Source organism: Cupriavidus sp. 05L411, from assembly GCF_056398045.1.
The window spans coordinates 25,724-51,061 of the sequence record NZ_JBFTOQ010000011.1 but is presented as its reverse complement, the minus strand read 5'-3'; the positions used below and the strand labels follow the sequence as shown (position 1 = coordinate 51,061).

Below are 25,338 nucleotides of genomic sequence, written 5' to 3'. Positions count from 1 at the left end.
CGCGCTGCCGAGTCTACGATGCACGGCCATTGAGAGCCTCAGTTCCAAGTTGCACAAAGGCTCGTACCGCCGGGGATATTTCCCGACGCCTATATGCTAGCGCCAGGTGCACTGAGAACTTGAAGTCGGCGATCTGTGTGTAGAAGATGCCTGGCTGGGAGAAATTCTGCATTGACTCAGGCACGATGGCCACTCCATATCCCGCGGACGCGAGGCAGATGGCGGAGATGAAATCCTGGACGCGATATTCCAGATGAGGCGTGAACCCTCCGGCTTTGCCCAGGGCGGATAGCGCATCCCCGAATCCCTCCTCGTCTGCAAACTGCGGGACGATGAAGGATTGATCTGCTAGCGCGCGCGCTGAAACGGTCCCTCGCCTTGCAAGTGGATGGCTTCCTGTCATTGCAGCCAGCAGACGTTCAGTCTGCAGGACTTTCGTGATCACGCCAGCCGGATAGAGTCGTCTGGGCCTGACAATTCCCACATCAATCTGGCCATCGCTGAGCGCTTCGAGCTGCCTTGGCGTTTCCATTGGCACGACTTCGATCCGGACCATCTCGTGTGATTTCCGGAACTCGCTCAGCATCGTGGACAAAAGGCCGCTGCTTACGCCAGATGCCACATAGCCGACACGGATGACGCCAGCCAGCCCTCGGGCAGCCAGGCGTCCCACCTGGTCGGCTCGCTCAATGTGCCGCAACGCAGCAACCGCCTCGGCATGGAACAGGCGCCCCGCGTCGGTAAGTGACACCGGCTTCCTTTTGTTGCGGTTCAAGAGCGTGACCCCCAAATCCTGCTCAAGGCGTTGGATCTGCGTGCTAAGCCCTGATTGTGCGACACCCAGGCGATCTGCCGCCTTCGCAAAGTGAAGCTCTTCTGCCACGGCAAGGAAGCTCTGCAACTGGCGAACGTCAATCATCGTTTTAATCTCAATTTCGGAACAAAGATTACTGTCTTCTATCTGGATCATATCAAAGAATCCAGATGAAATAACACCCTGCAACCTCCCGGAGAGCTACCAATGAATGCCCCGCTTCCTGCGTCGGTGCTTGCCAGCAATGACGAGTCCCGCTTCCAAGTGTCTGCCCACCCAGCCCACCATCGCATCCTGCATGTAACCGTTGAGCGCGATACCGTTCTTGGCTTCCTGCATGACGCACGCAAGGTCGATGTTCAAAACCTCGAGTACGTTCCCTTCATGCGCTACGGGCTCGCGGACTTACTGGCGAAGCATGTCGGCGAGGACTTCGCGACAACCATCAACAGCATTGTGAAGGACCGGCAGCACGGTGGCTTTACGGTAGGCCTCCAGGGACTGACGACGAACGCCGACGATTTCGTTCGCTTCGGCACTGCCATTGGGCACCTCTTGGGCCCCGGCAACCACGATGCGATGTCGGGCACTTACTATGCTCGCTTCGTGGTCAAGCACACGGACGATAGCGACTCCTATCTGCGCCAAGCCTATCGACTCTTCACGATGCACACCGATGGCACCTTCGTTACCGAAGCGACGGACTGGCTGTTGATGATGAAATTCGCAGAACAGAATGCAAGTGGCGGCGAGTCCCGATTCTTGCATCTGGACGATTGGCAGGAGCGTGACCGGTTTGTCAGTCACCGCCTCGGGACGCAGCCTTTCCTCTACAAGGCGCCGGGGTCCAAGAATGTCAGCGATAGGGTCGAACGCCCTCTCTTCTTCCAGAACGCGTTTGGGCTGTCGATGTCATTCATCGATCAGTTTGTACAGCCTCGCAATCGCGAGGAGGCTGCATTTCTCAACGACCTGTCGACTTCCATGGAGGCTTCGCCGGGAACAAAGGAAGTTTCGCTGCCCGTCGGCGATCTGGTTGTCCTGAACAACTACTTCTACCTCCACGGGCGTGCGCCGTTCGAGAAAAATGAGGCGCTGTTCCGKGAGCTGATGCGCCAGCGAGGCACGTTCGCCTAATCATCAATGTGATCCGGCGTGGCTGATAGTGACAGCGGTTGGGCCTGATAGACGCTTCAAATCAACATGACATCTCAAACAGAAGTTGCAGATATCCAGGCCGTTCCGAGCGCTGGAATGCCCGCCAAGCCGGCATATGGAGCCAATAGTCAGATTCATCGACGACTGCGACCAATCCTCTCACTGGCCGATTTTGAAGTCGCGGCAAAGAGGGAGCTTCCGCGCCCGATCTTTGGCTATATTGCCGGCGCCGCAGAGGACGGCAAGTCGCTTGCCGCGAACAGGACGGCATTCGACGACGTCAGGTTTCGTCCCAAAGTCCTTGTCGACGTGTCTGGAAGGTCGCAAGCGACTGAGATCTTTGGGCAACGTTACGCTTCACCCTTCGGCGTGGCGCCCGTTGGAATCAGTGCGATCGCCGCTTACCGCGGCGATGTGGTTCTCGCGCAAACAGCACGGGAAGAGCGGATACCCGCAATCATGAGCGGCACGTCCCTGATTCCGATGGAAGACGTTCACGCAGCCGCGCCAGGCACCTGGTTTCAGGCATACCTGCCGGGCGATGCCGCACGCAGGGACGCCCTGATTGAGCGGATTGAAGCGGCCGGGTTCGCTACGCTTGTCCTTACGGTTGATATTCCCGTTTGGGCCAACCGGGAGAATAACGTCCGTACTGGCTTCTCTTTGCCTTTGCGACCATCTCTGCGCTTGGCGTTCGATGGGATATCTCGGCCGCGTTGGCTGGCCGGGACGTTCGCCAGAACGCTCATGTCTAGCGGGATGCCGCATTTCGAGAATTCTTTTGCGTCTCGCGGCGCACCGATCCTGTCGGCCTCCGCGATTCGCGATACGACGGGGCGCGATCACCTGAGCTGGACGGATATCGAGCGAATCCGGCAAAGATGGCGCGGCAACTTGGTCATAAAGGGCATTTTGCATAAGTCCGACGCCGAGCGCGCTGTCGCCTTGGGCGCAGACGGCATCATTGTCTCGAATCACGGCGGGCGCCAACTGGACGGCGCCGTGGAGCCGCTTGCTGTATTGCCGGAGATTTGTGAGGCAGTCGCGCACAAGACAACCGTCATGATGGACAGCGGTATCCGGCGAGGCGGTGATGTTCTGAAAGCGTTGGCATCAGGAGCCCGCTTTGTCTTCCTGGGGCGACCTTTTATTTACGCCGCGGCTGTTGGGGGAGCCGAAGGCGTTCGCCACGCCATCACGCTCTTGCGCGATGAGGTCGATCGAAACATGGCCATGCTTGGCGCGAAGACCATCGCGGACGTGAACGATTCCGTCATCGTCTAGGGCCACAGAGCCGATCGGATTGTGTCGCGTTTCCCCACTTCCATGTAGCCCGCATCGCCAAAACGCATGGTCCTCGTGGACATGCAGCAATGCAGACCATGCATTGCTGCATGGCGTCATGTGCCCGGGCATGAGCACGCGTGCCAAAACCGGCATGCCCATGCCAGGCAGAGTCATTCAGATCGGAACGGGGGGAGGTCGCAGGCGGATGAGCGGAAACCGTGCCTGCATTCTGGGTGGTGGCGGGATTCACATCGTGGGCGACGCCGAGGCAATCACCAACACCGCTGCCGCCACCGTTCGCGAGATGGCGGCGCTCTTCTGCGACGCACTGCGCTCCGGCGTGGAATATGCGGATCCCGACATCGCGCACAACGAGGAGCGCTACCGGCAGCGGGTCCTGAACACCCTGACCCGACCGCCGGATCACTAGATCACTAGATTGCGTTCTGCAGGCCAAGGCAGCCTGACGGTTCGAGTTCCCCAGGAGAGGAAACCCTCAAATCACGAAAATGGACGAGCCCGTGGTCTTTCGAGCCTCCAGGTCCCGATGTGCCTGCACGGCATCCTCCAAGGCATAGCGCTGGTTGATCTCGATGCGGATGCGCCCTGCTGCCACGTGGCCAAATAGCTCGTCGACCAGCTCCGCCTTTTCGGCCGGATCGGCGATGTAGTCGGCCAGGCCCGGGCGGGTCAGGTAGAGCGAGCCCTTGCGGGCCAGGATTTGCGGATCGAACGGCGGAATTGTGCCGGAGGCGGTACCAACGCAGACCATCAGGCCCCGGCGCTTGAGTGAGTCCAGCGAGGACATGAAGGTGGCCTTGCCGACGCTGTCGAAGACCACGGACACCCCCACTCCGCCCGTCAGCTCCCGCACGCGCTTGGCGACATCCTCATGGCTGTAGTTGATCGTGTGATCACAGCCGTGAGCGCGCGCGACTTCAGCCTTGGCATCGGTCGACACCGTGCCGATCACCGTCAGCCCGAGCAATTTAGCCCATTGCGAAACGATCAAGCCAACACCGCCTGCCGCGGCATGCAGCAGCACGGCCTCGCCCGCCACGAAGGGGTAGATCCGGCGCACCAGGTAGGAGGCGGACAAGCCCCGCATGGTCATGGCCGCCGCGGCTTCGCAACTGATGGCATCCGGCAGCTTGATCAGGAGTGCGGCAGAAATCAACCGCTCAGTGCTGTAGGCACCCAGCGTGTTGACAAAGCCCGTGTAGGTCACACGGTCGCCGACCGCCAGCTGGGTCACACCGGCACCGACTGCCTCGACCACGCCGGCCGCCTCGTTGCCGAGGCCGCTGGGCAGCGGAACCTGGTAGGTGCCACCGCGGAAGTAGGTGTCGGCAAAATTCAGGCCCACGGCCACGTGGCGAACGCGGACCTCTCCCGGTCCTGGTTCGCCAACCTCAGCGTCTTCAAAACGAAGGACCTCGGGGCCGCCCGTTTCGTAGAATTTAACGACTTTCGCCATGTTGTCTCCTGTTCTGTATCAAATAGGCTAGATGAATATCAAAGCCGTCCGATCGATGGGGGAAACTGCACCTTCAGCCTTAGTCCGCCCCCCAGGAAATGCTGGACGACTCATACAGCATAGGATGTCAACTCCCCCAGAGGCCTTAGGCCGGCTTGCGCAGGAATCCCTGGTTGCCACCGTTGCGATTGGGTGCGAAGCCATTGGCCTGGAGCGTCTCTTCCGCCGTGTCGTAGAAGACCCCGATCTGCATGATCTCTCGTGCCTGTTTCGCCGTCGCGATGGGGCGACCAAATTCGCCGGCGATACGCACCAGTTGCTTGATCTGCTCGACAGAGGTGGCCTTTCCCGTGCGGGTCTGGTTCCAGAGTACATCCTCGATGCCGCACCGCACATGCAGGCCCAAGGCAATGCCGATCATATTCACGGGCAGCACATTGAGCACCGAACTCTCCACCGTGATCACCGCGCCGTCGGGCGCAGCACGCAGGAAGTTAGCCAGGTTGTAGATGTTCGCTTGGTCCATGCCACCGCTGATCGCCACCCAGTTCATCACCAGGGGCCCCTTGTAGACGCCGCGGCGAATCATCCGCTCAATGGTTTCAAAGCTGTTGATGTTGTAGCACTGGAACTCACTTTGGATGCCGGCGGCTGTCAGGCGTCGGATGTGCTCCTCAACCCAGCTGGGGTTCGAGGGCACGATCATGTCCTTGTAGGTTGCATAGAGGTGCGGGAATCCCCGCGAAACTCCCTTGAAGTCATCCAGGCCAGCATGCTCTGTCACATTCATCTGCGTGGTGTTGACGGTCACCGTCACCTGGTCGGGCTTCGGATCGAGTTCGGCCAGCATATGCCGCGTGTCGTCGGAGAGCCATTTGGCCGCAGAGCCATCGTCTTCGGGCGCAAAGCTGATCGAGCCACCCACCTGGATGACCATCTCGGGCACGGCCTTTCGCACCCCGGCGATCAGCTCATTGAACATGGAAAGGCGCTTGCTGCCTCTGCCATCGGGTTCTCGCACATGCAGGTGCAGCACGGTGGCACCGGCTTCGTAGCAATCCGCCGCCTTCTGGATCTGCTCCTCCATCGTCACAGGGATATCTTCCGGGAAGTCGGAGGGAATCCAGCCCGGCGCATAGGGAGCGGCCGTGATGATCAGGGGCTGCTGGTTCTCGGGATACAGGTGGCCGTCAAGGAAGTTCATGATGATGGATATCCAAGTTGAAATGTGAATATTGAGTATGTCGAACTAGATGAGAGAACTTTAGAACCCTATTTACAGCGCCATCGTCGGCACGGCGGTGCGCAGGCGAGCATCTCCTTTAACCGGTGATGTCAGAGTGTCCTTCGCGACGAGTGAATCATCTGGCCTGGCACCACTTCCCGCTTTACCTTGCACGCCTTGAACTTGCCTTTTTATGACAATAGGCTGGCGCAGGAGCACCGGACAAGGTGGCGGCCGCGCTGACCTCGCATGCCGCTAAAGCTGGATGCCGAAGCGCCGCGCGATCTCTCTGTTCGCTGCATGTATCAGCAGGCTGCTACGACCTCAACCGGGCGTTTGCGCGCCAATGGCACCCGAGCAGCCTTCCAGCACTTCTTTGCGGCATCGGCCAATGAACATTTTCGCCATGGCACGCAGCTCCAACTATTCCGTTGGAAACATGACGAGCCGCCGCAGAAGCCGTTTCCTTGCTTTAGGGAATTCTCATTGATTGAGTTCTGGCGTACGTAGCCAGAGTTGCTTGTCCGCCGCAACGACTTCATAGGTGCGGATACGCAAGCTCGAAGACGAGGTGCACTGGCCGTTGCGAATGTCAAATCGCAAGCCGTGTGAAGGGCAACTGATGACGTGCTCAACACACGAGCCTCCCGCCATGGAAGCACCCGCATGCGGGCAACTGTTTTCCATGGCAAAGAACTGGCCGCCAAGGTTGAACACGATCGCCGATTGACCGTCTTGCAAGAAGACCAATTTGCGTGCGCCTGGAGCCAGTGACTCCGCAGGCCCGACCAGAATCCATTCGGAATCAGGCATTGGATTCGCACTCGCTGTTCAAACGCTTGGCCACCACGGCTTGCTGCATGATGCGAACCAACTCGCTTGCTGGAACCGCGCCAGTAACCGGCCACTGCGCATTGAAGACGAGATGAGGAACCCCTCCTGCATGCTCGGCCCCAATTGAGGACTGGCGCGCGGAGGATGCCCTGGCATCCCAGTTGAACCCAGACGCTTGAGCCAGGGCCTGCAGGGTCTGCGTTGAACCGATGTCTTGCCCTTGGAAGAAGAATGCGCAGTAGATGGACTCCACCAACTGGTACATGACCACCGGCGCCAGTTTGGACTGGGCCGCATTGACCAAGGCACATGCCAGCGCCGAATTCGGAAAGGTCGCAATGTTCTCGAAGTTCAGCGATAGATCGACCGATTCAGCCACAGCGCGAATCTGTGCGCGGCGCATCGCCACAGCCCGTTGGCCACCAAGCCGTGCTTCATAGAATGCCTGGTACGGAATGCCTTGCGCAGGAATCTGCGGCAGCAGAGCATTGGCATGCCATATCGTCTCCAGCGCCAATCCGGGATGCTGCTGTCGAAAGCTTGCCCATGCTGAACGCAGATTACGCAACCCAATCCAGCACCAGGGGCATATCAGGTCAAGGTAGAAGTCAACGCGCAGAGTTTGCGACGATGTAGGGGCAGGGACCGCACCCGAGAGTTCAGAGCAATTCACGCAATCATTCCTTATCCCCCGGGGCGGGGGCCGTATCTTATTCTTCGAGCCTGATGCCTGCGTCGTTGGCGATCTTCGTCCAGACTTGCAGATCGTTCCGGACAATTTCGCCCAACTGCGCGGAGGACTTTACCGGCGGCGGCTCGAAGTTCTGTTTCTTCATCAGGGCCGCGATCTCCGGCAACGCCTGTACCTTGTTGACCTCATCCGCCAGCCGCTTCACGATCACCGGACTAGTTCCGGCCGGCGCGAACATGCCGAACCATCCCACCGTACTGAACTTGTAGCCCTGTTCACCCATCGTCTTGACGTTGGCAAGCTGGGGAGACCGCACGTTGCCCGCAATGGCAATGCCGCGCACCTTCCCCGAACGCAGGAACGGCACCGCCACGCTGGGATCGGTCCAGCCGATCTTTAGCACACCCGAGGAAAGCTCGGTGAGCAGTTGACTGGAGGTCCGATATGCAACGTGTTCGGTCTTCATGCCGGTCTGCTTCTTCAACCACTCCATCGTCAAGTGCGCGGATGAGCCTGTGCCCCAACTGCCATAGCTGTACTTATCCGGATTCGCTCTCACGAACTCGACAAGCCCAGGCAAGTCGGACACCGGCAGATCCGGGCTCACCAGTAGCAGCACCCCGCCCACAGCCGTCTGCGCGATCGGCATGAGGCTCTTTCGTGCCTCCTGGGAAATGGACTTGATGACTGCCGGCGCAACCACCATGTTGGACGCCGTTGTGTAGAGAATCGTGTAGCCATCCGGCGCCGCTTTGAGGACGGCGTTGGTCCCGATCACCCCGCTGCCACCCGGCCGGTTCTCCACGACCACTGCCTGCTTCAGCGATTCGGAAAGGCGCTGCGCCATGACCCGCGCCAGCGCATCGGTTCCCGATCCGGCAGACGACGGCACGATCATTTGAATCGGGCGCGCCGGCCAGGCTTCCTGTGCCTGGACCGGGCCTGGCGCGCATAAGGCAATGATTGTCTCGGCGCACAACGCAGCTGCGAGCAGCTTTTTTAGTAATGACATCGTCTCCCCCATTTTTTTGACTACTATCCAGCCTGCCAAGTGCTGTCGGCCTCACCGAGGCCTGCTGCGCGACGAGCCGCCTCTACCTGCCCAGGCCATCTTCGGCACGATCATAGCAGTCATGTTTTTTATTGTCGACATAAACAAACTAGCCATAATGAGATTGCCAGTCTTGACATTCAGGCGTGCCCCCTGGCACCGCGCCGCGCAAGGCTGGCACCCTCACCTGCCGGTCATTTCCAACCGGCCCGAGTCAGGCGGCCTTGCGCAGGAAGCCTTGATTGCCGCCATTGCGGTTCGGCGCGAAGCCATTGGCAGCCAACGTCTCCTCGACCGTGTCATAGAACACGCCAATCTTCTGGATTTCGCGCGCTTCCTGGGCCGTTGCCACTTTGCGGCCGAATTCGCTCGCGATGCGCACCAGCTGCTCAATCTGCTTCACCGTGCTCATCTTGGCCGTGCGCGACTGGTTCCAGAGGCAGTCCTCGGTCCCGCAGCGCACATGCAAGCCCAAGGCAACACCCATCATGTTGACAGGAAGCACGTTGCGCACAGAGCTTTCAACGGTAAGCACCGCGCCATCCGGGACGGCACGAACAATGTTGGCGAAGTTAAAGATGCTGGGTGCATCCATGCCGCCGCTGATTGCCACCCAATTCATGACCAGCGGGCCCTTGTAGACACCACGCCGAATCAACCGCTCCACGGACTCGAAGCTATTGATGTTGTAGCACTGGAAGGCACTCTGGATGCCGGCTGCGGTAAGGCGGCGGATGTGCTCTTCGACCCAGCCGGGCTGGGCGGGAACCGTCATTTCCTTGTACGCGTCGAAGATCGCAGGGTTCTCACGCGAGGTGCCCTTGAAATCCGCGAGTTCCGCATGCTCCGTCACGTTCATCTGAGACGTGTTCACCGTGACGGTCACCTGGTCCGGAACGGGGTCAAGTTCGGCAAGCATGTGACGGGTGTCGTCGGACAGCCACTTGGCGGCGGCCCCCTCGTTTTCGGGTGCGAAACTGATCGACCCGCCCACCTGGATGATCATCTCCGGCACAGCGTTACGCACCCCGGCGATCAGCTCGTTGAACTTGGACAGACGCTTCGAGCCTTTGCCGTCAAGCTCGCGCACATGCAGGTGCAGCACAGTCGCGCCGGCGTTGTAGCAATCCACGGCCTTCTGGATCTGGTCTTCCATCGTCACGGGGATGTCTTCCGGGAAATCGGACGGCAGCCATCCCGGTGCGTAGGGCGCCGCAGTGATGATCAACGGCTGCTGGTTTTCGGGGAACAGGGATCCATCGAGGTAGTTCACGGCATGTCTCCATTGATAAAGGTGGGGCAAGGCTTGGCGGCGGCTGGCGCGCCTCAGAACGGCTTGTCTCCGATGATGGCTGCGCGCTCCATCTTGCGTGGGGCCGGCCAGTAGTCCTGTACCGCGTAGTGCTGGGTGCAGCGGTTGTCCCAAATGGCCACGCTACTAGGCTGCCAGCGGAATCGCACCTGGTATTCGGGGATCGCCGCCTGGCTGATCAAGTAGTTCAGCAGATGGCTCGCGCCCGGAGTCTTGTCCTGTCCGTAGCGCACGTTCTCTGGCGTATGGAAGTTTGCGAAATGCGTAGAGAAGCCGCAGACGTAGAGCACCTTCTCGCCGGTCTCCGGATGCGTGCGCACCACGGGATGTTCGACCATGGGGTACTGCGCGGCAAGCTTGGCGCGATTTTCCGGGCTCATCGCCGCCCCGAATGAATGTTCGATGCCATGCTTGGCGCGCAGGCCGGCGATGCGCTCCTTGATTTCTTCGGGCAGGTTCTCGTAGGCCGCGGCCATGTTCACCCAGATGGTGTCGCCGCCGACCGGCGGGCATTCAATGCAACGCAGGACGCAACCCATCGGCGGGGTTTCGCGCCAGCTGCCGTCGGTGTGGTAGCTGTTCTCGTAATTCTCGCGCTTGTCGCTGCGATAGATCTGTACCAGGCCGGGATGATCCGGGTCGCTGCCAGCGACCGGGTGGTCCTCCAGTTCGCCAAAACGGCGTGCGAAGGCCACGTGATCGGCCCGGCTGATATCCTGGTCCCGCAGAAACAGCACCTTGTGCTTGAGCAGCAGCGCCTTGATCTCGGCAAGCAACGCGTTGTTTCGCGCTGCATCGGCCAGGTTGACGCCGCCGATTTCGGCACCAATGGTGCAGGTAAGAGGTTCTACGTGCATGGAAAGCTCCCTTTACACTACAAAGATTGACGAGCCGGTGGTCTTGCGCGGCTCCAGGTCCCGATGCGCCTGGACCGCATCCTGCAGCGCATGGCGCTGATGGATCCCGATGCCGTTGGGCTGCGGCACAGGGTCAGTGCCATTGGGGAAATACGTGTCGACGTAGTTCAGAGCCACCGCGACGTGCCGGATTCGCGCCTCGCCGGGACCCGGCTCGCCAACCTCGGCGTCCTCGTATCGGAGGACCTCTGGCCCTCCCACCACGTACATGCGATCGGCTTTTGCCAATTCCGTCTCCTGTTGTCGTCTATTGCTGCCGCCACTATCATTCGGTAGCCTGGGTTAATTGTCGGCTCTCGCATGCGCAGGAGCTTTGACAGGCCACGCCAGAAGTTGACCATCCATGACAGTCGATTCCCGGCTTGATTCACTGCACGCAGACGCGGCGCCAGCGGCGTATGCAATGCATGAGCGACACTGGCAGCCAGGCGACCGGCTTCATCGGTAGATTGCGCAGGCCTTCGATCAACCTGACTATCCCTCTTCGGAAAGAGCCCCCTATGACCGTCCTGGTTCGCAGCGCCTCCCTCACGAAGTACTCCGGGATCGCTCGCGCCGCGGGCATCGACCCGGTGCAGATGGTTTCCCATGTCGGCCTGGACCGGGAATGCCTGCACACGCCCGACCTGCGCATCCCCGAATTCCGGCTTGCGGAGGTTCTAGAGACATCCGCGCGGATCACTGCCTGCCATTCGCTCGGGCTGCTCATGGGCGAATCGTGGCGGCTTTCCGACTTCGGCCCGGTCAGCCTGACGCTGCAGCATCAGCCCACACTGCGGGATGCACTGGCAGAGGTCGAGCGTTATCGCCACCTGCTCAGCGACTCTGTCGCGACGCAGTTCACCGAGCATGCGAATATCGCGGTCTTGCGAGTGACGTTGCTGACCGGCAGGCAGCAACCCGGCCGGCAGGCTATGGAGCTGACCGTCGGCGCGGTGCTTTGCCTGATCCGCGCCATACTTGGCGCCCAATGGAAACCCCGCTGCGTGCACTTTTCGCATGCGGCCCCTGCAGACCTGCGGGTGCATCGTCGCCTGTTCGGCCAGCAGGTCGAATTTGGCTGCGAATTCGATGGCCTGGTCCTGTCGAGCCAGGATCTGGATCGCGTGAACCCCCTGGCCGATGCCAGCCTGGCCAGATACGCCAGGGAATTACTTGACCTTCAATCGCCCTCGAAGGAGCACTCCCCAACGGCTGACGTACGGCGGGCAATTCACCTGCTGCTGCCGCGCGGCCGCAGTGCGGTGGAACAGGTTGCGCAGAACCTGGGTGTCAGCCCGAGGACTCTGCAGCGGCAATTGGAGCAGCGCGGGGAAACATTCTCGGGCCTGGTCAATCAGGTGCGGCGCGAACTGGCCGAGCGCTATCTGCAAAGCCAGCAGCAGTCCATATCGCGTACGGCGGACCTGCTTGGATTCTCAGAGGTGAGCGCGTTCACGCGGTGGTTTGGGGTGCAGTTTGGGAAACCGCCGACGCGCTGGGTGATGGAGGGAAGGGGAATCGTCTCGCAGGAAGACGTCAATCGCCCAACGGGGGGATGAGCACCGGAGCTATCGGATGCGCCGCAAATGCAATGCGCGGGCGCAACGTCCCGTGGCGAATATGCCGCGGTTCCGCCCGCGAGACACCCATAAAAAAACCGGCCCACGCTGCGCTCCGGCGGAGCGGCGAATAGGCCGGTCTTGCTGCGCGGGAGACGTTTCCCGCATTGCGATGCCGCTACCTGAACGATCAGCCGTTCGCGTAGACGATCTTTGCCTTGCGTGCCTGGTTCTGCAGGCGGCTCAGCATATGCTGGGCGGCGGAAATGGCGCTCTTCACGTCTGCCACCAGGCTGGGGCTGCGGGGACCAAGTTCGCGCTCGATCAGATCGCGTTCCATTTGGTCGGTCATCTTGATGTCGCTTTGCATGTTCATGGCTTTCTCTCTAGGGATTACCCTCATCGGGTTTTCCCTAATCATAGCAAAGGAAATGACGCGGCGCAGCATTAGGTGATAGTACGTATGCAGAAAGGCAACGCTTTCCAGCGAGCCAGCCTCGGTCTGCTCAGCCTGCGCGACGCGCCGAGACCCCGCGCGCGGGGCGTCCATGGCTGCGGGCTTAGCGCAGGCGCCAGGATAGTCATGCGCCCCTTCAGCCTTTTGCCAGCACCTCCCGAATGGCATTCTCGAACGCCTCCACCGGCTGCCCGCCGCTCACCAGGTACTGGTCGTTGAAGATGATCGAAGGCACGGAACGGATGCCCATGTCCTGATAGTGCTTCTCCATCTCACGGACTTGCGCCGCATACGCGTCGCCCGATAGCACCTTGCGTGCCTTGTCGGCGTCCAGGCCGGCTGCGGCCGCGGCCTCGACGAGGACCTCGTGATTGCTGGAATCCTTGGACTCCGTGAAATACGCACGGAACAGCGCCATCTTCAGCGGCAGCTGGCGCCCCTCCAGGTTTGCCCAATGCAATAGCCGATGCGCGTCGAACGTGTTGTATACGCGGGTACGAGAGCCAAACTCAAATCCGACGTCAGCGCCACGCTGGCGGATCATGGCCTGGCTCTGCACGATTTCCTCCTCGGTGCGGCCATACTTGCGTGCCATGTAATCCTGGATCGATTCGCCCCCCGGCCCCATGTCCGGATTGAGCTCGAATGGGCGAAGCGTGATGTCTGCCGAAACGGCATCGCCAAGCCGCGCCAGCGCCTGTTGCAGCGAACTCAGGCCAACGGCGCACCACGGGCACGCGACGTCGGAGACAAAATCGATTTTCAGCGTCTTTTGCATTGTGTTTTCTCGGTGTCAGTCCATCACTGCGCGACAGGGTAGCTGCAATTCCCATTGGCTGCAGGGCCGGGGGCAGTGCCTCACACCTTCAGGGTTTTCCCGCAAGGCGGCCACGACCGGACGCCCCCTCGCCGGCATCTGTCCGTCGCCCGCCAACCACACGGCCCTGGCGCAGATCGGGAAACGTGCACCGCGCCCACTCCTCAAGCAGCGCGGCGCGCGGTAATATCTTTCCAACAGGTCATCGGTGCACGATGATCCATTCCCAGAGAAGGATTGAAGCGAATCATGGAAGAAGGCTCGGCAGCTCCACTTGAGATCGCCCCTTCCCTCCCCTTGGTACCGAGTGACGTTCACGGCGCTCCGTCGGACTTCCTCGCCAGTGCCAGCACCAACCTCGGCGCCAACGCACGGCAGCTCTTCCTGAACCGTGAGGCCAGCCAGCTGGAGTTCCACCGGCGCGTACTCGCCCAGGCCGAGAACCACGACATTCCGTTGCTGGAGCGATTGCGCTTCCTCTGCATCTTCAGCAGCAACCTGGACGAGTTCTTCGAGATCCGCGTTGCCGGCCTGAAGGAGAAGATCAAGCTGCAGGCGCCGGCGACCACCGGCCCGGATGGACTGGACGTGCGGCAGATCTACGCGCTTGTCAGCGCCCGCACCCACAAGCTGGTCGCGGAACAGTACCGCCTGTTCAACGAAGTGCTGGTTCCGGAACTGGACCGCGAGGGAATCCGCTTCCTGCGCCGTCCGCACTGGACGCAGGAACAGGGCGAGTGGATCCGCAGCTATTTCTTCCGCGAACTGATGCCGGTGCTCACCCCCATCGGCCTGGACCCGGCGCACCCGTTTCCGCGCGTGCTCAACAAGAGCCTGAACTTCGCCGTGGAGCTCGAAGGCAAGGATGCCTTTGGCCGGGAGGCGAACGCGGCCATCGTGCAGGCGCCCCGGGCCCTGCCCCGCGTGATCCTGCTCCCCAAGGAGATTTCCGGCTGCGAACACGGCTTCGTGTTCCTGTCTTCCATCCTGCATGCCCACGTCTGCGAGCTGTTTCCTGGCATGCGCGTGCGCGGGTGCTATCAGTTCCGCGTCACCCGCAACAGCGAACTGTTCGTCGACGAGGAAGAAATCAAGAACCTGCGCGATGCGCTGCAGGGCGAGCTGCCGCAGCGGCATTTTGGCGACGCGGTGCGGCTCGAGGTTGCGGACAACTGCTCAGAGGAGATGACCCGCTTCCTGCAAAACCAGTTCGGCCTGGAAGATGCCGAGGTGTTTTCGGTGAATGGCCCGGTCAACCTGGTGCGCTTGCTGCCGGTTCCTGACAGCGTGGACCGCGATGACCTGAAATACCCGCCGTGCCGCCCCGGCTTGCCCAAGGCGCTGCAGGACCAGCCCGACATGTTCCGCGCCATCCGCGACGGCGATATCCTGCTGCACCATCCGTACCAGTCATTTTCGCCCGTGGTGGATTTCATCCGCCAGGCCGCGGAAGATCCGGAGGTGATGGCCATCAAGCAGACGGTGTACCGCGCCGGCAACGACTCGGCCCTGCTGGAGGCGCTGATCGGCGCTGCGCGCAGAGGCAAGGAAGTCAGCGTGGTGGTGGAGTTGCTCGCCCGCTTCGATGAGCAGGCCAATATCAACTGGGCAGCCCAGCTTGAAGAAGCGGGCGCGCACGTGGTGTACGGCGTGGTTGGCTACAAGGCCCACGCCAAGATGGCCATGGTGGTGCGGCGCGAAGGGAAAAAGCTCAGGCGCTACGCCCATATCGGCACCGGCAACTATCACTCGCAGACGGCCAGGAGCTTTACTGACTTTGGCCTGTTTACCTGCAAGGAAGCGCTCGTCGACGATGTGGCCAACGTGTTCTCACAGTTGACCGGACTTGGCCACCCCGGCACGCTGGCGCACTTCTGGCAATCGCCGTTCACCATGCACGCGGCGCTGCTCGAAGCCATCCGCCGCGAAGGCAAGCACGCCAAGGCTGGCCGCAAGGGATTGATCATCGCCAAGATGAACGCCTTGCTGGAGCCCAAGCTTATCCAGGCGCTGTACCAGGCATCCTGCGATGGCGCGCGGATCGAGCTGATCGTGCGCGGGGCCTGCGCATTGCGCCCTGGCATTCCGGGCCTGTCCGAGAATATCCGGGTGCGCTCCGTGCTTGGCCAGTTCCTGGAGCATGCGCGGATCTTCTACTTCTACAACGACAAGGCCGAAGACGTGCGGCTATCGAGCGCCGACTGGATGGACCGCGACTTCTTCCGGCGCATCGAGGTGTGCTTCCCCGTGCTGGACAAAGCCCTCAAGGATCGCGTGATCGATGAGGGGCTGAAGGTCTACCTGAAGGACAACCGCGACACCTGGGAAATGGACGCGGACGGCAACTACCGGCGCAAGCGGGGCCGCCAGCCGGTATCCGCGCAGGACATCCTCAAGCAGAAGCTGGCCTGATCCCTGTTCGGCGCCCTAGCGCGCGCCTGGGGACGCGCAGCGATACACGTTGCCCGACAGCGTCACGTTGGTTTGCTCCAGGCGATCCTTGCCGCCGGTCTGGCCTGCGCGCTGGGTGAGCAGGTACACCAGGTTGCCGCCCATTGCCGCCGCTTTGTTCTTGATGTCATTGCGTGCACCGGTTTCCAGATCCGCATTGGCCGTGATGGCGCCCCGCACAAAATCGCCCTGGCTGCCGGTCACGTCGCCAAGATAGGTGCATCCCGCGGCAGGCTCATTGTGGGTGATCCTGACCGCCGATGCGGCCGGGCTGGAAAGCTGCGTTGGCGCACAGCCGGCCAGCGCGCAGCTTGCCGCGATCCATGCAACGCCTGCGATTGTCCTGATGGTCATAGCCATTGAAGTATTGAAGTATTGAAGTATTGAAGTATTGAAGTATTGAAGTATTGAAGTATTGGTAGCGCCACGGGCCCATGCGCCTGCCTCAGCGGAACAGGTAGTCCACGCCGAGTGATACGGCCTGGCTCTTGACCGAAGCATCGTTGCCCTTCCAGCTGAGCTTGCCGTAATTCATGTACTGCATCCGCAAGCGCCAGTTCTGCGTGACCGCATAGGACGCGCCCACCCCCAGGCTGATGAGCCCCTGCGACTTGTTGCTCGATTCGAGATCGCCCGAGCGCCGGCCATGCATATAGTTGACACCGGCGATGCCCAGCAGCGAAAAACGCTCGGTCAGGGGCAGGTGGCCCACTACGTTGACGGACAAGGCGTTCACGTCGAATTTGTCGTTGGCGCTGCCATTCTTGGCCACGACACGGCCAAGGCTGGCTAGCGAGCCTTCGACCGACACATAGGGCGAAAACTGATAGCCGCCCCGCAAGCCAAGTCCAACGTTGTTGGACGATCCGCCCGCCCAGCCGGGCGTGCTCGTACTGACTTTGTCGCGGGCAATATTGAGGTCGCCGCCGACGTACCAATAGTTGGCGGCAAGTTCCTCGGCTGCGGCATGCGCAGGCACAACCGACAAAAGCACCAACATGGCAGCAGGCGCGATGGGAAAGAGGCGGCCAGGGAAGGCTATAGAGCGCATATAATTTAATCTCCGACGAATATAAATTACCGTAAAACGATAACACATTGCTGTTTTACAGTAATTTTTTGCCATGCGCAATCCCTTAGGAGACCGGCATGCCGCCCCCCCTTTCCTTTCTCTTGCCCGCTGATGGCGCGCTAACGCGCGTTAGCGTCATCGCGCGCCGCATGCAGTGGCTGACACTGTGGTGCGCCGTCGTGACGACGGCGGGCCTGATCGCCTTCTGGTTCTTGCTTTCCGATGCGGAACTGGACCGGAACCTGCGTGCGTTCCTGGCCGGGCCTGCGCCAGGCGGGCAGTTGCTGGTGTCGATGCCGTACCGGCTGCTCGGGCTGGCCATCACGAGCGTGGCCACGGCTTTGCTGGTCAGTGGCCTGATGCAAGCGCACAGGCTATTCGCGGCCCTGGCGGGCGGCGCGGTCCTTACCCTGGAGACGGCCGTGCGCCTGCGCCGCGTGGCGCTGGTGGTGACGGCGTTCAGCGTGGTGGTTCCGCTCACCAAGACACTGCTGGCCATGACCCTGGCCAGCACGGCTGCCAACGGCCCCTACATGGTGGTGATCATTACCTTCGGCGACGTGATGCTGGGCTTGCTGGGCGGCTTGCTGCTGGCCATCGCCTGGGCGATGGTCGAGGCCGCGCGCGTCGCGCTGGAGAATGAGAGCTTTGTTTGAGTTTGAGTTTGAGTTTGAGTTTGAGTTTGCGTTTGCGTTTGCGTTTGAGGCACCCTGACCCTATGACTATCCTCGTCCGGCTTGACGTCCTGCTTGCTGAGCGCAAGATGAAATCGCGCGAGCTCGCCCAGTACATCGGCATCACCGAGCCCAATCTCTCCTTGCTGAAATCCGGCAAGGTCAAGGGCATCCGTTTCGATACGCTGGAGAAAATCTGCGAGGCGCTGAAATGCCAGCCAGGCGACCTGCTGGAGTACCGCGCCGATACGCCTGGCGAAGATCAGGCCTGAGCGCCTCGCCTATCCCGCCAGCGCGGCCCGCGCTGGCCGGGTGAACTGCAAACAATTGTCTCACCCCCGCTGCCGCATTTCCGGCAGATCGGCGCCAGATCGGCCACCCGCCTGGCCTTACGGCCCGCGCAGCCACCGGGCTCCCCCCAATCGAGTGATACCGCGTCGTGAGTGATCTTGCGCATACTCGCACTTTCTTGAACTACTCGCCCCCAAACGGGCGCGAAGCAAGGTGCTTATGCTGATCCTCATCTACTGCAGTTATGCGGTTGCCTGCATCTTCGCGCTCTGGAGAGCGGCGCGCTGGGTGGAAAAACACCATCCGGCCCTGCGCGACAACGACCCGCCGCGGCATGACGCGCGCGCAGCCTGCAAGCCCCCGGAAGAGAACCTGCCTGCGAGCCAGCGACGCCACCTGGAGATGCCGCCCGCCGGGCCCGCCTGCCTGGCGCAACGCGCCGGCGCCAGCGCTGCCGCCTGCATGGTCCTGTAGCCCCCTGGACGGTGGCCCGTACCTGGTCCTCGGCATTCATCCTTGAAAAAACCAGATTACTGTATATATTTACAGTAACTGTATGGATGAACAGTATCTGCGGGAGCCGATCATGGAACACCTGGTCCGGGTACAGAACGAATACGACAGGCAGGTCCTGGCCTGGTTGCGCGAACGCGTAGGCGATGCGGCGGTGCAAGCCGCGGCACAGCGGCTGGCGGGAGACCGCAAGCCCTACCTGTCAACGATCTGCCGCAGCCTGAACATCACGCCACCGACCCGCCGCACCCTGCGCGCCCAATCGAACCGGGCCAGCCGGGAGGTTGGGGATCGCTACCTTGCCTCGATCCGTGCGCTCCTGGCGCGGCCAGCACCGGCGCAGCGGCATTCGCAGCAGCAACCCGCGCAACCCCAACCCTCGCAATGCCAGGATCCACATTAGTCCCGCGCCTTGGGTACACGGCGGGCCGCGGCATTGTTCGCCGGAATATGCTTTCCGCTTCGCCTCACCCCGCTGTCGTCATGGCTTTCTTGACTTATCATTCCCTATAGATGATAGTTAATTGAAATTTGTTCTCTTTTTAAGAACCTATTTCAACCAAAGGATTGCCGTGGATCTGGCCGAACTTGAGATTTTCCGAGCCGTTGCGCTTGAAGAAAGCGTCACGCGGGCGGCCAAGACCCTGGACCGCGTGCAGTCGAATGTCACCACGCGCGTCAAGCAGCTCGAAGAGGAGCTCGGCGTCGCCCTGTTCCTGCGCGACAGCAAGCGCATGACCCTGACGCCGCAAGGGCAGCGCTTCCTGGGCTACACCGAGCGGCTGCTGGCGCTGGCCGAAGAGGCCCGCCAATCCATGCGCAGCGATGCCCCCTCGGGCACGCTGCGCGTGGGCAGCATGGAAAGCTCGGCCGCCAGCCGGCTGCCCCGCCCGCTGGCGCGCTATCACGGCAAATGGCCGGCCGTGCGGATCGAGATCCAGACCGGCACCACGCAAGCCTTGATCGACGCACTGCTGGCACATCGCATCGACTGCGCCGTGGTGGCCCATCCCTCCGAGGGCGCGCCGGACACGCTAGACATGGACGTACTCGGCCCCGGCCTGGAAGGCACGTTCCTGTTCTCCGAAGAACTGCTGCTGGTGCTGCCGCACAGCCATCCGCCAGTGCGTACGCCGCAGGACATCAAGCTGCGCAGCCTGGCCACGTTCTCGCGCGGCTGCACGTACCGCCTGTGTGCCGAGGACTGGCTCGCCAGCGGCGAAGGCCCACGGCTGGCGCTGAACGTGCTGGAACTGGCGTCTTACCACGCGATCCTCGCCTGCGTGACGGCGGGCTCGGCCGTGGCCATCCTGCCGAGGTCGCTGCTGGCGCTGCACCCCGATGCCGCAAGCCTGCAAACCGTGCCTGTGCGAGTCGCGCACACCTTGCTGGTGCGCCGTTCGGGTTTTGCCACGTCGGCATACGCGGCGTTTCTCCAGGAGCTGCAGCATGACTAGGATCCGGACCGTCACAGCCCCGCCGCAATCCTTCGGCAAGACCATGGCGCCCTGGATGCCCTCACTGGCCGCCGCGCTGGTGCTGGCGGTGGGCATGGGCTTCGGGCGCTTTGCGTTCACCGGCATGTATCCGCTGATGGTGCGCGACGGCCTGCTGAGCGTCAGTGCCGGCTCGCTGGCCGCGTCCGCCAACTATGCGGGCTATCTCGTGGGCGCCCTCGCGGTCAGCCGCATGCCGCAGCGCGTTGCGCCGCGCTTTTGCCGCATCGCGCTCTTCGGCACCGCCCTGTGCTTGCTGGCACTGGCCGTGCCGGCCGCGCCCTGGTTCTTTATCGGCGTGCGCTTCCTGGCGGGCGTGCTCAGCGCCATCGCGCTGATCTGCGCGTCCGTGTGGCTGTTCCAGGTGGTAGGGCATCCGCATGGCGCGCCGCTGTTGTTCTCGGGCGTCGGTGCCGGCATCCTGCTGTCCGCCGAGCTCATTGCCGCCGGCAACCTGGCCGGTTGGCACAGTCCTTTGCTGTGGCTGGCCATCGGCGGTGGCGCCGCCGTGCTGAGCTTGCTGGCATGGCCGTATCTTGCGGGCCGCGTGCCGGCACCCCAGCCGCATGCCGCTACCAGTGCCAGTGCCACGGACGAGGCCAATGCCAACGGCCCTGGTCCGTGGCCGCTGGTGGCCAGCTACGGGCTGGCGGGGTTCGGCTACATCGTCACGGCAACCTACCTGCCGCTCTTTGTGCGCGACGCGCTCGGCCACATCGACCCGATCCATATCTGGGCCGCGTTCGGGCTTGGCGCGGCACCTTCGTGTTTTCTCTGGCATGCGCTGCACGGGCGCCTTGGCACGCGGCGTGCGCTCGCGCTCAACCTGCTGGTGCAGGCAGTGGGCGTGATCCTTCCCGCGCTCAGCCACTCGGCCGTGGCCTACCTGGCTAGCGCGCTGCTGGTGGGCGGCACCTTCGTTGGCACCGTGACCATCGCCATGCCCGCCGCGAAACGCGTGGCCCACCGCGTGACATTCAACCTGCTTGCCATCATGACCGCCGCCTATGGCGTCGGCCAGATCGCCGGCCCGCTGGTATCCGATGCGCTGATGGCGCACAGCCATAGCTTCAGCGGGCCGCTTGCCGCCGCCGCTGCCGCGCTGCTGGCATCTGCCGTCTTCTGCTTCCTGTGAAGGCCAGCGCATGCCCGGCGCGCGGCACGGAACCCACCCCACAGAATCCACCCCCACAAAATCCACCCATTACCGAAGAAACGAGGAGCCCGTCATGACCGACCCCATCCACGCCACGCAACCACGCACGCTGCTCTCCCGGCTCGGCCTTGCCACCCCGGTCATCCAGGCACCAATGGCAGGCGTCAGCACACCGGCGCTTGCCGCGGCAGTGTCGAATGCCGGCGGCCTGGGCTCGCTCGGCGTCGGCGCCATGGACGCCGAGGGCGCCCGCAAGACCATCCGCGAAACTCGTGCGCTGACGGACAAGCCCTTTAACATCAACCTGTTCTGCCACACTCCCGCCGTCGCCAACTCCGCGCGCGAGGCGCAGTGGCTGGCCTACCTGGCGCCGAGCTTCGCCGAATTCGGCGCCACGCCGCCCGCCAGCCTGCGCGAGATCTACACCAGCTTTGTCACCGACGACGCCATGTTCGCGATGCTGCTGGAGGAGCGGCCCGCGGTAGTGAGCTTCCATTTCGGCTTGCCGGCGCAGGCCTGGATCGACGCGCTGCACGCCGCCGGCATCTTCCTGATGGCCACGGCCACCAGCCTGGACGAAGCGCGGCAGATCGCCGCTGCCGGCGTCGATGCCATCGTTGCCCAAGGCGTGGAAGCCGGCGGCCACCGCGGCACGTTCAAGCCCGAAGGGCATGACGAAGGCCTCGGCACCCTGGCGCTGGTACGGCTGCTGGTCCGCCATACCGCCCTGCCCGTGATCGCCACCGGCGGCATCATGGACGGCGCCGGCATTGCGGCGGCCCTGGCGCTGGGCGCGCAGGCCGCGCAGCTCGGCACCGCCTTCGTGGCCTGCCCGGAAACCGTGGCCGACGCCCCCTACCGCGCCGCCCTGCTGGCGGACCGGGCTGCCAGCACCACGCTGACCCGCTCCATTTCCGGCCGGGCCGCACGCGGCTTCGTCAACCGGCTGACGGCGCTGGGCGAGGCGGCGGGCCACCCGGCGATCCCCGATTACCCCATCACCTACGACGCCGGCAAGGCCCTGCATGCGGCGGCCAAGGCGCGCGGCAACGCGGACTACGCCGCGCAATGGGCCGGGCAAGCCGCGCCGCTGGCGCGCGCCCTGCCGGCAGCGCAACTCGTAGCGACACTGCGCGAGGAGCTGGCGCAGACGATTGCGGCACTGAGCCGGGCGGGATTCGGGCCTAACTGAGCGGGGCCTGCCGAAGCCGGCGGCGCGTGCGTCTTGCTGCTACCATTTCGCCACGCGCAACGGCGTCATGCTGGCCCGCAGCGGATCCCCTCCTTCCTCACGAGACAAACCCATGGACGCACTCACCTCCACATTGGCCATTGGCGGCGCGCTGGCGCTCGGCGCGGTCAGCCCCGGCCCGAGCTTTGTCATGGTGGCCCGCGCGGCCATTGCCCGCTCCCGCGCCGATGCGCTCTACATGGCGCTGGGCATGGGGCTGGGCGGCGTGGTGTTTGCGGCGGCCGCGCTGCTCGGGCTCAAGCTGTTGCTGACGGCCGTGCCCTGGCTGTACATGGCGATGAAAGTGGGCGGCGGCATCTACCTGGTGTATCTGGGCGTGCGCATCTGGCGCGGCGCCAGCGCGCCCCTGGCGATGGCAGCCGGCGCGGCAGAAGGCGGTGGAGCGCCCGCCACGGGGCGCGGCCGTGTCTTGCTGAGCGGCTTCGCCACGCAGCTGAGCAACCCCAAGACGGCGGTGGTCTACGCCAGCGTGTTTGCCGCGCTGTTGCCCGCCCAGGTGCCGGCTTCACTGCTGCTGGCGCTGCCGCTGATGGTCTTTGCCATCGAGACGGGCTGGTACGCGATCGTGGCGATCGCGCTCTCCTCCGCCAGGCCGCGTGCCTTCTACCTGCGCTTCAAGCTGTGGCTGGATCGCGCGGCCGGCGGGGTGATGGCACTGCTCGGCATCCGGCTGCTCACGTCGCTGCGCCAGTAGCAGCGGCGGCACCCTAATACGCGGAATCCGCCATGCTCGGCGGAAACAGCAGCCTGAAGACCGTGGTTCCCCCCACTTCGGACTCCACCTCAACGTGCCCATGGTGCAAGTCCATGATGGACTTCACGATGGCCAGGCCGATGCCCGCCGACTCGCCCGAATTGGCACGGGCGGGATCGCCGCGAAAGAAGCGGTCGAACAGCTTGGGCAGGTGTTCCGGCGCGATGCCGGCCCCGGGGTTGCGCACTTCGATACGGCTGCCTGTGGGGCCCGCGCGCGCCGCCATCACCACCGTCTGCCCGGCGGGGGTGTAGCGGATGGCATTGGCCACCAGGTTGCTGACCGCGCGCCGCAGCAGCAGCGGATCGGCCAGCACGGCGCCCCCGCCATCCACCGCGATCGCCACGCCGCGCGCCTCCGCCAGCCCCTCGAAATAGTCGGACAGCGCGCCCAGTTCGCGCGCCAGGTCCAGGCGCACCAGGTTGACCGCCACGCGGGCGTTCTCGGCCCGCGCAAGGAACAGCATGTTCTCGATCATGCGGGCCAGGCGTTCATACTCCTCGATATTGGACGCCAGCAGCGCCTGGTATTCGTCGGCGCTGCGCTCGCTAGACAGCGCGACCTGGCTCTGCCCGAGCAGGTTGCCGATGGGCGTGCGGAAGTCGTGCGCCAGGTCCGCGGAAAACTGGGACAGGCGTTCGAACCCATCCCGCAACCGGTCCATCATCTGTTGCAGGGCCGCAGCCAGTTCCGCCAGTTCGGGCGGCAGCCGCGCCGGGTCGATCGGCAGCTCGAGCCGGCGCACCGTGACCGACGACGCCCCGGCGGCGATGCGCCGCAGCGGCGCCATGCCGGCGCGCAGCACCAGGTAGCCAAGCCCGGCCACGGCCAGCGTGCCCAGCAGCCCCGTCAACAGCAGTTTCGCGCGGTATGCGCGCAGCAACGTGGTGCGGGAGATGGCGGTCTGGTAGAGCGTGAAGGCCAGCGTCTGCGTGACGGCGCCAGTGCCAGCAGTGCCTGGACCGACAGGGACCAGCGCCTGCACGCCGTGCACCGGGTAGCCCTGCCGCGTGGTCCAGGCACGGATCGCTTCGGGCCCGAGCTGCGCATCCGGCGCCACCGGCTGCAAGGCGGGCGGCCCTTCGCCGGCATTGGCCGCGAGCAGCACGGCGCCGCCAGCGGCGCGCACCACCAGCGCAAACTCGTCGTTGCCGGACACCACGCCGGCCACCTCTCGCCAGTCGCTGTCGGGCCGGGCGCCCTGCTCCATCAGCTCGGCCCGCGCGCGCGCCACCTTGCGCAGCAACTCAGCGTCGTCGCGCTCTATCACCTGCATGGCCAGCGCGCGGTAGAGGTAGGCGCCCGCACCGCCGAACACGATCGCGGCCACCAGGCCAAAGGCTAGCGCCAGGCGGGCAGTGAGCGAGAGCCTGCGCATCAGGGTTCCCGGCGCTCCAGCACATAGCCCATGCCACGCACGGTGTGGATCAGCTTGGGCTGGAAATCGTCGTCCATCTTGGCGCGCAGGCGGCGCACCGCCACATCCACCACATTGGTATCGCTATCGAAATTCATGTCCCAGACATGGGAGGCGATCTGGGTGCGGCTCAGCACCTCGGTGTGACGGCGCGCCAGGAAATGCAGCAGGGAGAACTCGCGCGGCGTCAGCTCGATGCGCCGGCCGGCACGCGTCACGCGGTGACGGATCAGGTCGATCTCCAGGTCTTCGATCTCGATGCGGTCGGCCTCGCGCACCGGGCCGCGCCGCAGCAAGGTGCGCACCCGCGCCAGCAGCTCGACAAAGGCGAAGGGCTTGGCCAGATAGTCGTCGCCGCCCAGCTCCAGCCCGCGCACGCGGTCCTCCACTTCATCGCGCGCGGTCAGGAACAGCACCGGCGTGTCCTTGTGCTCGCGCAGTTGCTTGAGCACGTCCCAGCCGTTCATGCCGGGCAGCATCACATCAAGGATAACCAGGTCGTACACCACCTCCAGCGCCTGGTGCAGGCCATCGGCGCCGGTCACCGCCAGGTCGACCACGAAGGACGATTCGGTCAGCCCCTTGCGCAGGTACTCGCCCGTCTTGGGCTCGTCCTCCACCACCAGAATTCTCATGTCCGTCCTCGCCTGGCCAGTAACGGCAGGGCGCGCTTCGGGCGCC

28 protein-coding genes and 1 pseudogene are annotated in these 25,338 nt (G+C 63.2%); 14 read left to right on the top strand and 15 right to left on the bottom strand.

All coding sequences use genetic code 11. From position 1 onward, the window contains the following. Positions 1 to 13: 13 nt before the first annotated feature. The gene (locus AC1DQR_RS15405; RefSeq protein ID WP_416052907.1) at positions 14 to 970 is read right to left on the bottom strand and encodes a LysR family transcriptional regulator; all 957 of its coding nucleotides are present in this window, start codon (positions 968 to 970) and stop codon (positions 14 to 16) included. 51 nt (positions 971 to 1,021) lie between these two features. Between AC1DQR_RS15405 and glaH the strand changes: the two genes are divergently transcribed. The 3 genes from glaH to AC1DQR_RS15390 all read left to right on the top strand — a co-directional run bounded on the left by glaH (position 1,022) and on the right by AC1DQR_RS15390 (position 3,689). Beyond that, positions 1,022 to 1,951 (top strand): glutarate dioxygenase GlaH, encoded by a 930-nt coding sequence (gene glaH, locus AC1DQR_RS15400; RefSeq protein WP_416052908.1) that lies wholly within the window; start codon positions 1,022 to 1,024, stop codon positions 1,949 to 1,951. A 66-nt stretch (positions 1,952 to 2,017) separates the two neighbouring features. Further along, entirely contained in the window at positions 2,018 to 3,256 is a 1,239-nt protein-coding gene (locus tag AC1DQR_RS15395; RefSeq protein ID WP_477133292.1) for an alpha-hydroxy acid oxidase, read from the top strand. A 208-nt stretch (positions 3,257 to 3,464) separates the two neighbouring features. Then, entirely contained in the window at positions 3,465 to 3,689 is a 225-nt protein-coding gene (locus AC1DQR_RS15390; protein ID WP_477133291.1) for a hypothetical protein, read from the top strand. Between the two features lie 66 nt (positions 3,690 to 3,755). Here the strand turns inward: AC1DQR_RS15390 and AC1DQR_RS15385 are convergent, their stop codons facing one another. Together AC1DQR_RS15385 and AC1DQR_RS15380 are read right to left on the bottom strand one after the other, a co-directional pair. Further along, positions 3,756 to 4,736, bottom strand: coding sequence for a quinone oxidoreductase family protein (locus AC1DQR_RS15385; RefSeq protein WP_006156180.1), 981 nt, complete (start codon positions 4,734 to 4,736; stop codon positions 3,756 to 3,758). A gap of 145 nt (positions 4,737 to 4,881) precedes the next feature. Continuing rightward, positions 4,882 to 5,940, bottom strand: coding sequence for a beta-keto acid cleavage family enzyme (locus AC1DQR_RS15380; protein ID WP_477133290.1), 1,059 nt, complete (start codon positions 5,938 to 5,940; stop codon positions 4,882 to 4,884). A gap of 270 nt (positions 5,941 to 6,210) precedes the next feature. Here AC1DQR_RS15380 and AC1DQR_RS15375 point away from each other — a divergent pair, with 270 nt between their 5' ends. Beyond that, complete coding sequence (locus tag AC1DQR_RS15375) at positions 6,211 to 6,471, top strand: hypothetical protein (RefSeq protein ID WP_477133289.1); 261 nt, start codon at positions 6,211 to 6,213, stop codon at positions 6,469 to 6,471. Here AC1DQR_RS15375 and AC1DQR_RS15370 read toward each other — a convergent pair. The 6 genes and pseudogenes from AC1DQR_RS15370 to AC1DQR_RS15345 form a co-directional block, all read right to left on the bottom strand. Beyond that, positions 6,445 to 6,774 (bottom strand): Rieske (2Fe-2S) protein, encoded by a 330-nt coding sequence (locus AC1DQR_RS15370; RefSeq protein ID WP_416052913.1) that lies wholly within the window; start codon positions 6,772 to 6,774, stop codon positions 6,445 to 6,447. The two genes, AC1DQR_RS15375 and AC1DQR_RS15370, sit on opposite strands and share 27 nt — an antisense overlap. Continuing rightward, complete coding sequence (locus AC1DQR_RS15365) at positions 6,767 to 7,468, bottom strand: DsbA family oxidoreductase (RefSeq protein ID WP_477133288.1); 702 nt, start codon at positions 7,466 to 7,468, stop codon at positions 6,767 to 6,769. The genes AC1DQR_RS15370 and AC1DQR_RS15365 overlap by 8 nt, the downstream gene beginning before the upstream one ends. A 37-nt stretch (positions 7,469 to 7,505) precedes the next feature. Continuing rightward, the gene (locus AC1DQR_RS15360) at positions 7,506 to 8,498 is read right to left on the bottom strand and encodes a Bug family tripartite tricarboxylate transporter substrate binding protein (protein ID WP_416052915.1); all 993 of its coding nucleotides are present in this window, start codon (positions 8,496 to 8,498) and stop codon (positions 7,506 to 7,508) included. Positions 8,499 to 8,751: 253 nt separating this feature from the next. Next, positions 8,752 to 9,810 (bottom strand): beta-keto acid cleavage family enzyme, encoded by a 1,059-nt coding sequence (locus AC1DQR_RS15355; RefSeq protein WP_477133287.1) that lies wholly within the window; start codon positions 9,808 to 9,810, stop codon positions 8,752 to 8,754. Positions 9,811 to 9,863: 53 nt separating this feature from the next. Next, positions 9,864 to 10,706 carry a TauD/TfdA dioxygenase family protein gene (locus AC1DQR_RS15350; RefSeq protein ID WP_416052917.1) on the bottom strand — a complete coding sequence of 281 codons (843 nt, stop codon included), beginning with the start codon at positions 10,704 to 10,706 and terminating at the stop codon, positions 9,864 to 9,866. Positions 10,707 to 10,787: 81 nt separating this feature from the next. Further along, positions 10,788 to 10,994 (bottom strand): annotated as a pseudogene (locus AC1DQR_RS15345) (quinone oxidoreductase); the annotation flags it as partial. 272 nt (positions 10,995 to 11,266) lie between these two features. Between AC1DQR_RS15345 and AC1DQR_RS15340 the strand changes: the two are divergent. Then, complete coding sequence (locus AC1DQR_RS15340; protein ID WP_416052918.1) at positions 11,267 to 12,307, top strand: AraC family transcriptional regulator; 1,041 nt, start codon at positions 11,267 to 11,269, stop codon at positions 12,305 to 12,307. A 190-nt stretch (positions 12,308 to 12,497) separates the two neighbouring features. Here AC1DQR_RS15340 and AC1DQR_RS15335 read toward each other — a convergent pair whose 3' ends face one another. Next, entirely contained in the window at positions 12,498 to 12,683 is a 186-nt protein-coding gene (locus AC1DQR_RS15335) for a hypothetical protein (protein WP_477133344.1), read from the bottom strand. A 217-nt stretch (positions 12,684 to 12,900) separates the two neighbouring features. Further along, on the bottom strand, positions 12,901 to 13,542 hold the full coding sequence (locus AC1DQR_RS15330) for a DsbA family oxidoreductase (RefSeq protein ID WP_416052919.1): 642 nt from the start codon (positions 13,540 to 13,542) through the stop codon (positions 12,901 to 12,903). Between the two features lie 288 nt (positions 13,543 to 13,830). On the opposite strand from AC1DQR_RS15330, the gene ppk1 reads away from it, so the two are divergent. Then, a complete protein-coding gene (gene ppk1, locus AC1DQR_RS15325; RefSeq protein ID WP_477133286.1) occupies positions 13,831 to 15,993 on the top strand; it encodes a polyphosphate kinase 1 in 2,163 nt (720 codons plus the stop codon). Between the two features lie 15 nt (positions 15,994 to 16,008). On the opposite strand, the gene AC1DQR_RS15320 is transcribed toward ppk1, so the two are convergent. Both AC1DQR_RS15320 and AC1DQR_RS15315 read right to left on the bottom strand, forming a co-directional pair. Next, a complete protein-coding gene (locus AC1DQR_RS15320; RefSeq protein WP_416052921.1) occupies positions 16,009 to 16,386 on the bottom strand; it encodes a DUF4156 domain-containing protein in 378 nt (125 codons plus the stop codon). 91 nt (positions 16,387 to 16,477) lie between these two features. Beyond that, a complete protein-coding gene (locus AC1DQR_RS15315) occupies positions 16,478 to 17,032 on the bottom strand; it encodes a porin family protein (RefSeq protein WP_416052922.1) in 555 nt (184 codons plus the stop codon). Between the two features lie 149 nt (positions 17,033 to 17,181). Here AC1DQR_RS15315 and AC1DQR_RS15310 point away from each other — a divergent pair, with 149 nt between their 5' ends. From AC1DQR_RS15310 to AC1DQR_RS15275, 8 genes are all read left to right on the top strand, one after another. Then, the gene (locus AC1DQR_RS15310; protein ID WP_416052923.1) at positions 17,182 to 17,760 is read left to right on the top strand and encodes a DUF2975 domain-containing protein; all 579 of its coding nucleotides are present in this window, start codon (positions 17,182 to 17,184) and stop codon (positions 17,758 to 17,760) included. A gap of 62 nt (positions 17,761 to 17,822) precedes the next feature. Next, complete coding sequence (locus AC1DQR_RS15305) at positions 17,823 to 18,050, top strand: helix-turn-helix domain-containing protein (protein WP_150991403.1); 228 nt, start codon at positions 17,823 to 17,825, stop codon at positions 18,048 to 18,050. Between the two features lie 238 nt (positions 18,051 to 18,288). After that, positions 18,289 to 18,543: a hypothetical protein gene (locus tag AC1DQR_RS15300; RefSeq protein ID WP_416052924.1), complete on the top strand. Its 255-nt coding sequence runs from the start codon at positions 18,289 to 18,291 to the stop codon at positions 18,541 to 18,543. Positions 18,544 to 18,655: 112 nt separating this feature from the next. Next, positions 18,656 to 18,985, top strand: coding sequence for a CppA family protein (locus AC1DQR_RS15295; protein WP_416052925.1), 330 nt, complete (start codon positions 18,656 to 18,658; stop codon positions 18,983 to 18,985). Positions 18,986 to 19,154: 169 nt separating this feature from the next. After that, entirely contained in the window at positions 19,155 to 20,039 is an 885-nt protein-coding gene (locus tag AC1DQR_RS15290; RefSeq protein ID WP_416052926.1) for a LysR substrate-binding domain-containing protein, read from the top strand. Further along, positions 20,032 to 21,213 (top strand): YbfB/YjiJ family MFS transporter, encoded by a 1,182-nt coding sequence (locus AC1DQR_RS15285; protein ID WP_416052927.1) that lies wholly within the window; start codon positions 20,032 to 20,034, stop codon positions 21,211 to 21,213. Before AC1DQR_RS15290 ends, AC1DQR_RS15285 begins: the two co-directional genes overlap by 8 nt. A gap of 94 nt (positions 21,214 to 21,307) precedes the next feature. Then, positions 21,308 to 22,426, top strand: a complete 1,119-nt coding sequence (locus tag AC1DQR_RS15280; protein ID WP_477133285.1) for an NAD(P)H-dependent flavin oxidoreductase — start codon at positions 21,308 to 21,310, stop codon at positions 22,424 to 22,426. Positions 22,427 to 22,538: 112 nt separating this feature from the next. After that, complete coding sequence (locus tag AC1DQR_RS15275; protein ID WP_416052929.1) at positions 22,539 to 23,180, top strand: LysE family translocator; 642 nt, start codon at positions 22,539 to 22,541, stop codon at positions 23,178 to 23,180. A gap of 13 nt (positions 23,181 to 23,193) precedes the next feature. Here AC1DQR_RS15275 and AC1DQR_RS15270 read toward each other — a convergent pair whose 3' ends face one another. After that, positions 23,194 to 24,618 (bottom strand): heavy metal sensor histidine kinase, encoded by a 1,425-nt coding sequence (locus tag AC1DQR_RS15270; RefSeq protein WP_477133284.1) that lies wholly within the window; start codon positions 24,616 to 24,618, stop codon positions 23,194 to 23,196. Next, positions 24,618 to 25,292, bottom strand: coding sequence for a heavy metal response regulator transcription factor (locus AC1DQR_RS15265; RefSeq protein ID WP_150991420.1), 675 nt, complete (start codon positions 25,290 to 25,292; stop codon positions 24,618 to 24,620). Before AC1DQR_RS15265 ends, AC1DQR_RS15270 begins: the two co-directional genes overlap by 1 nt. Between the last annotated feature and the right edge of the window lie 46 nt (positions 25,293 to 25,338).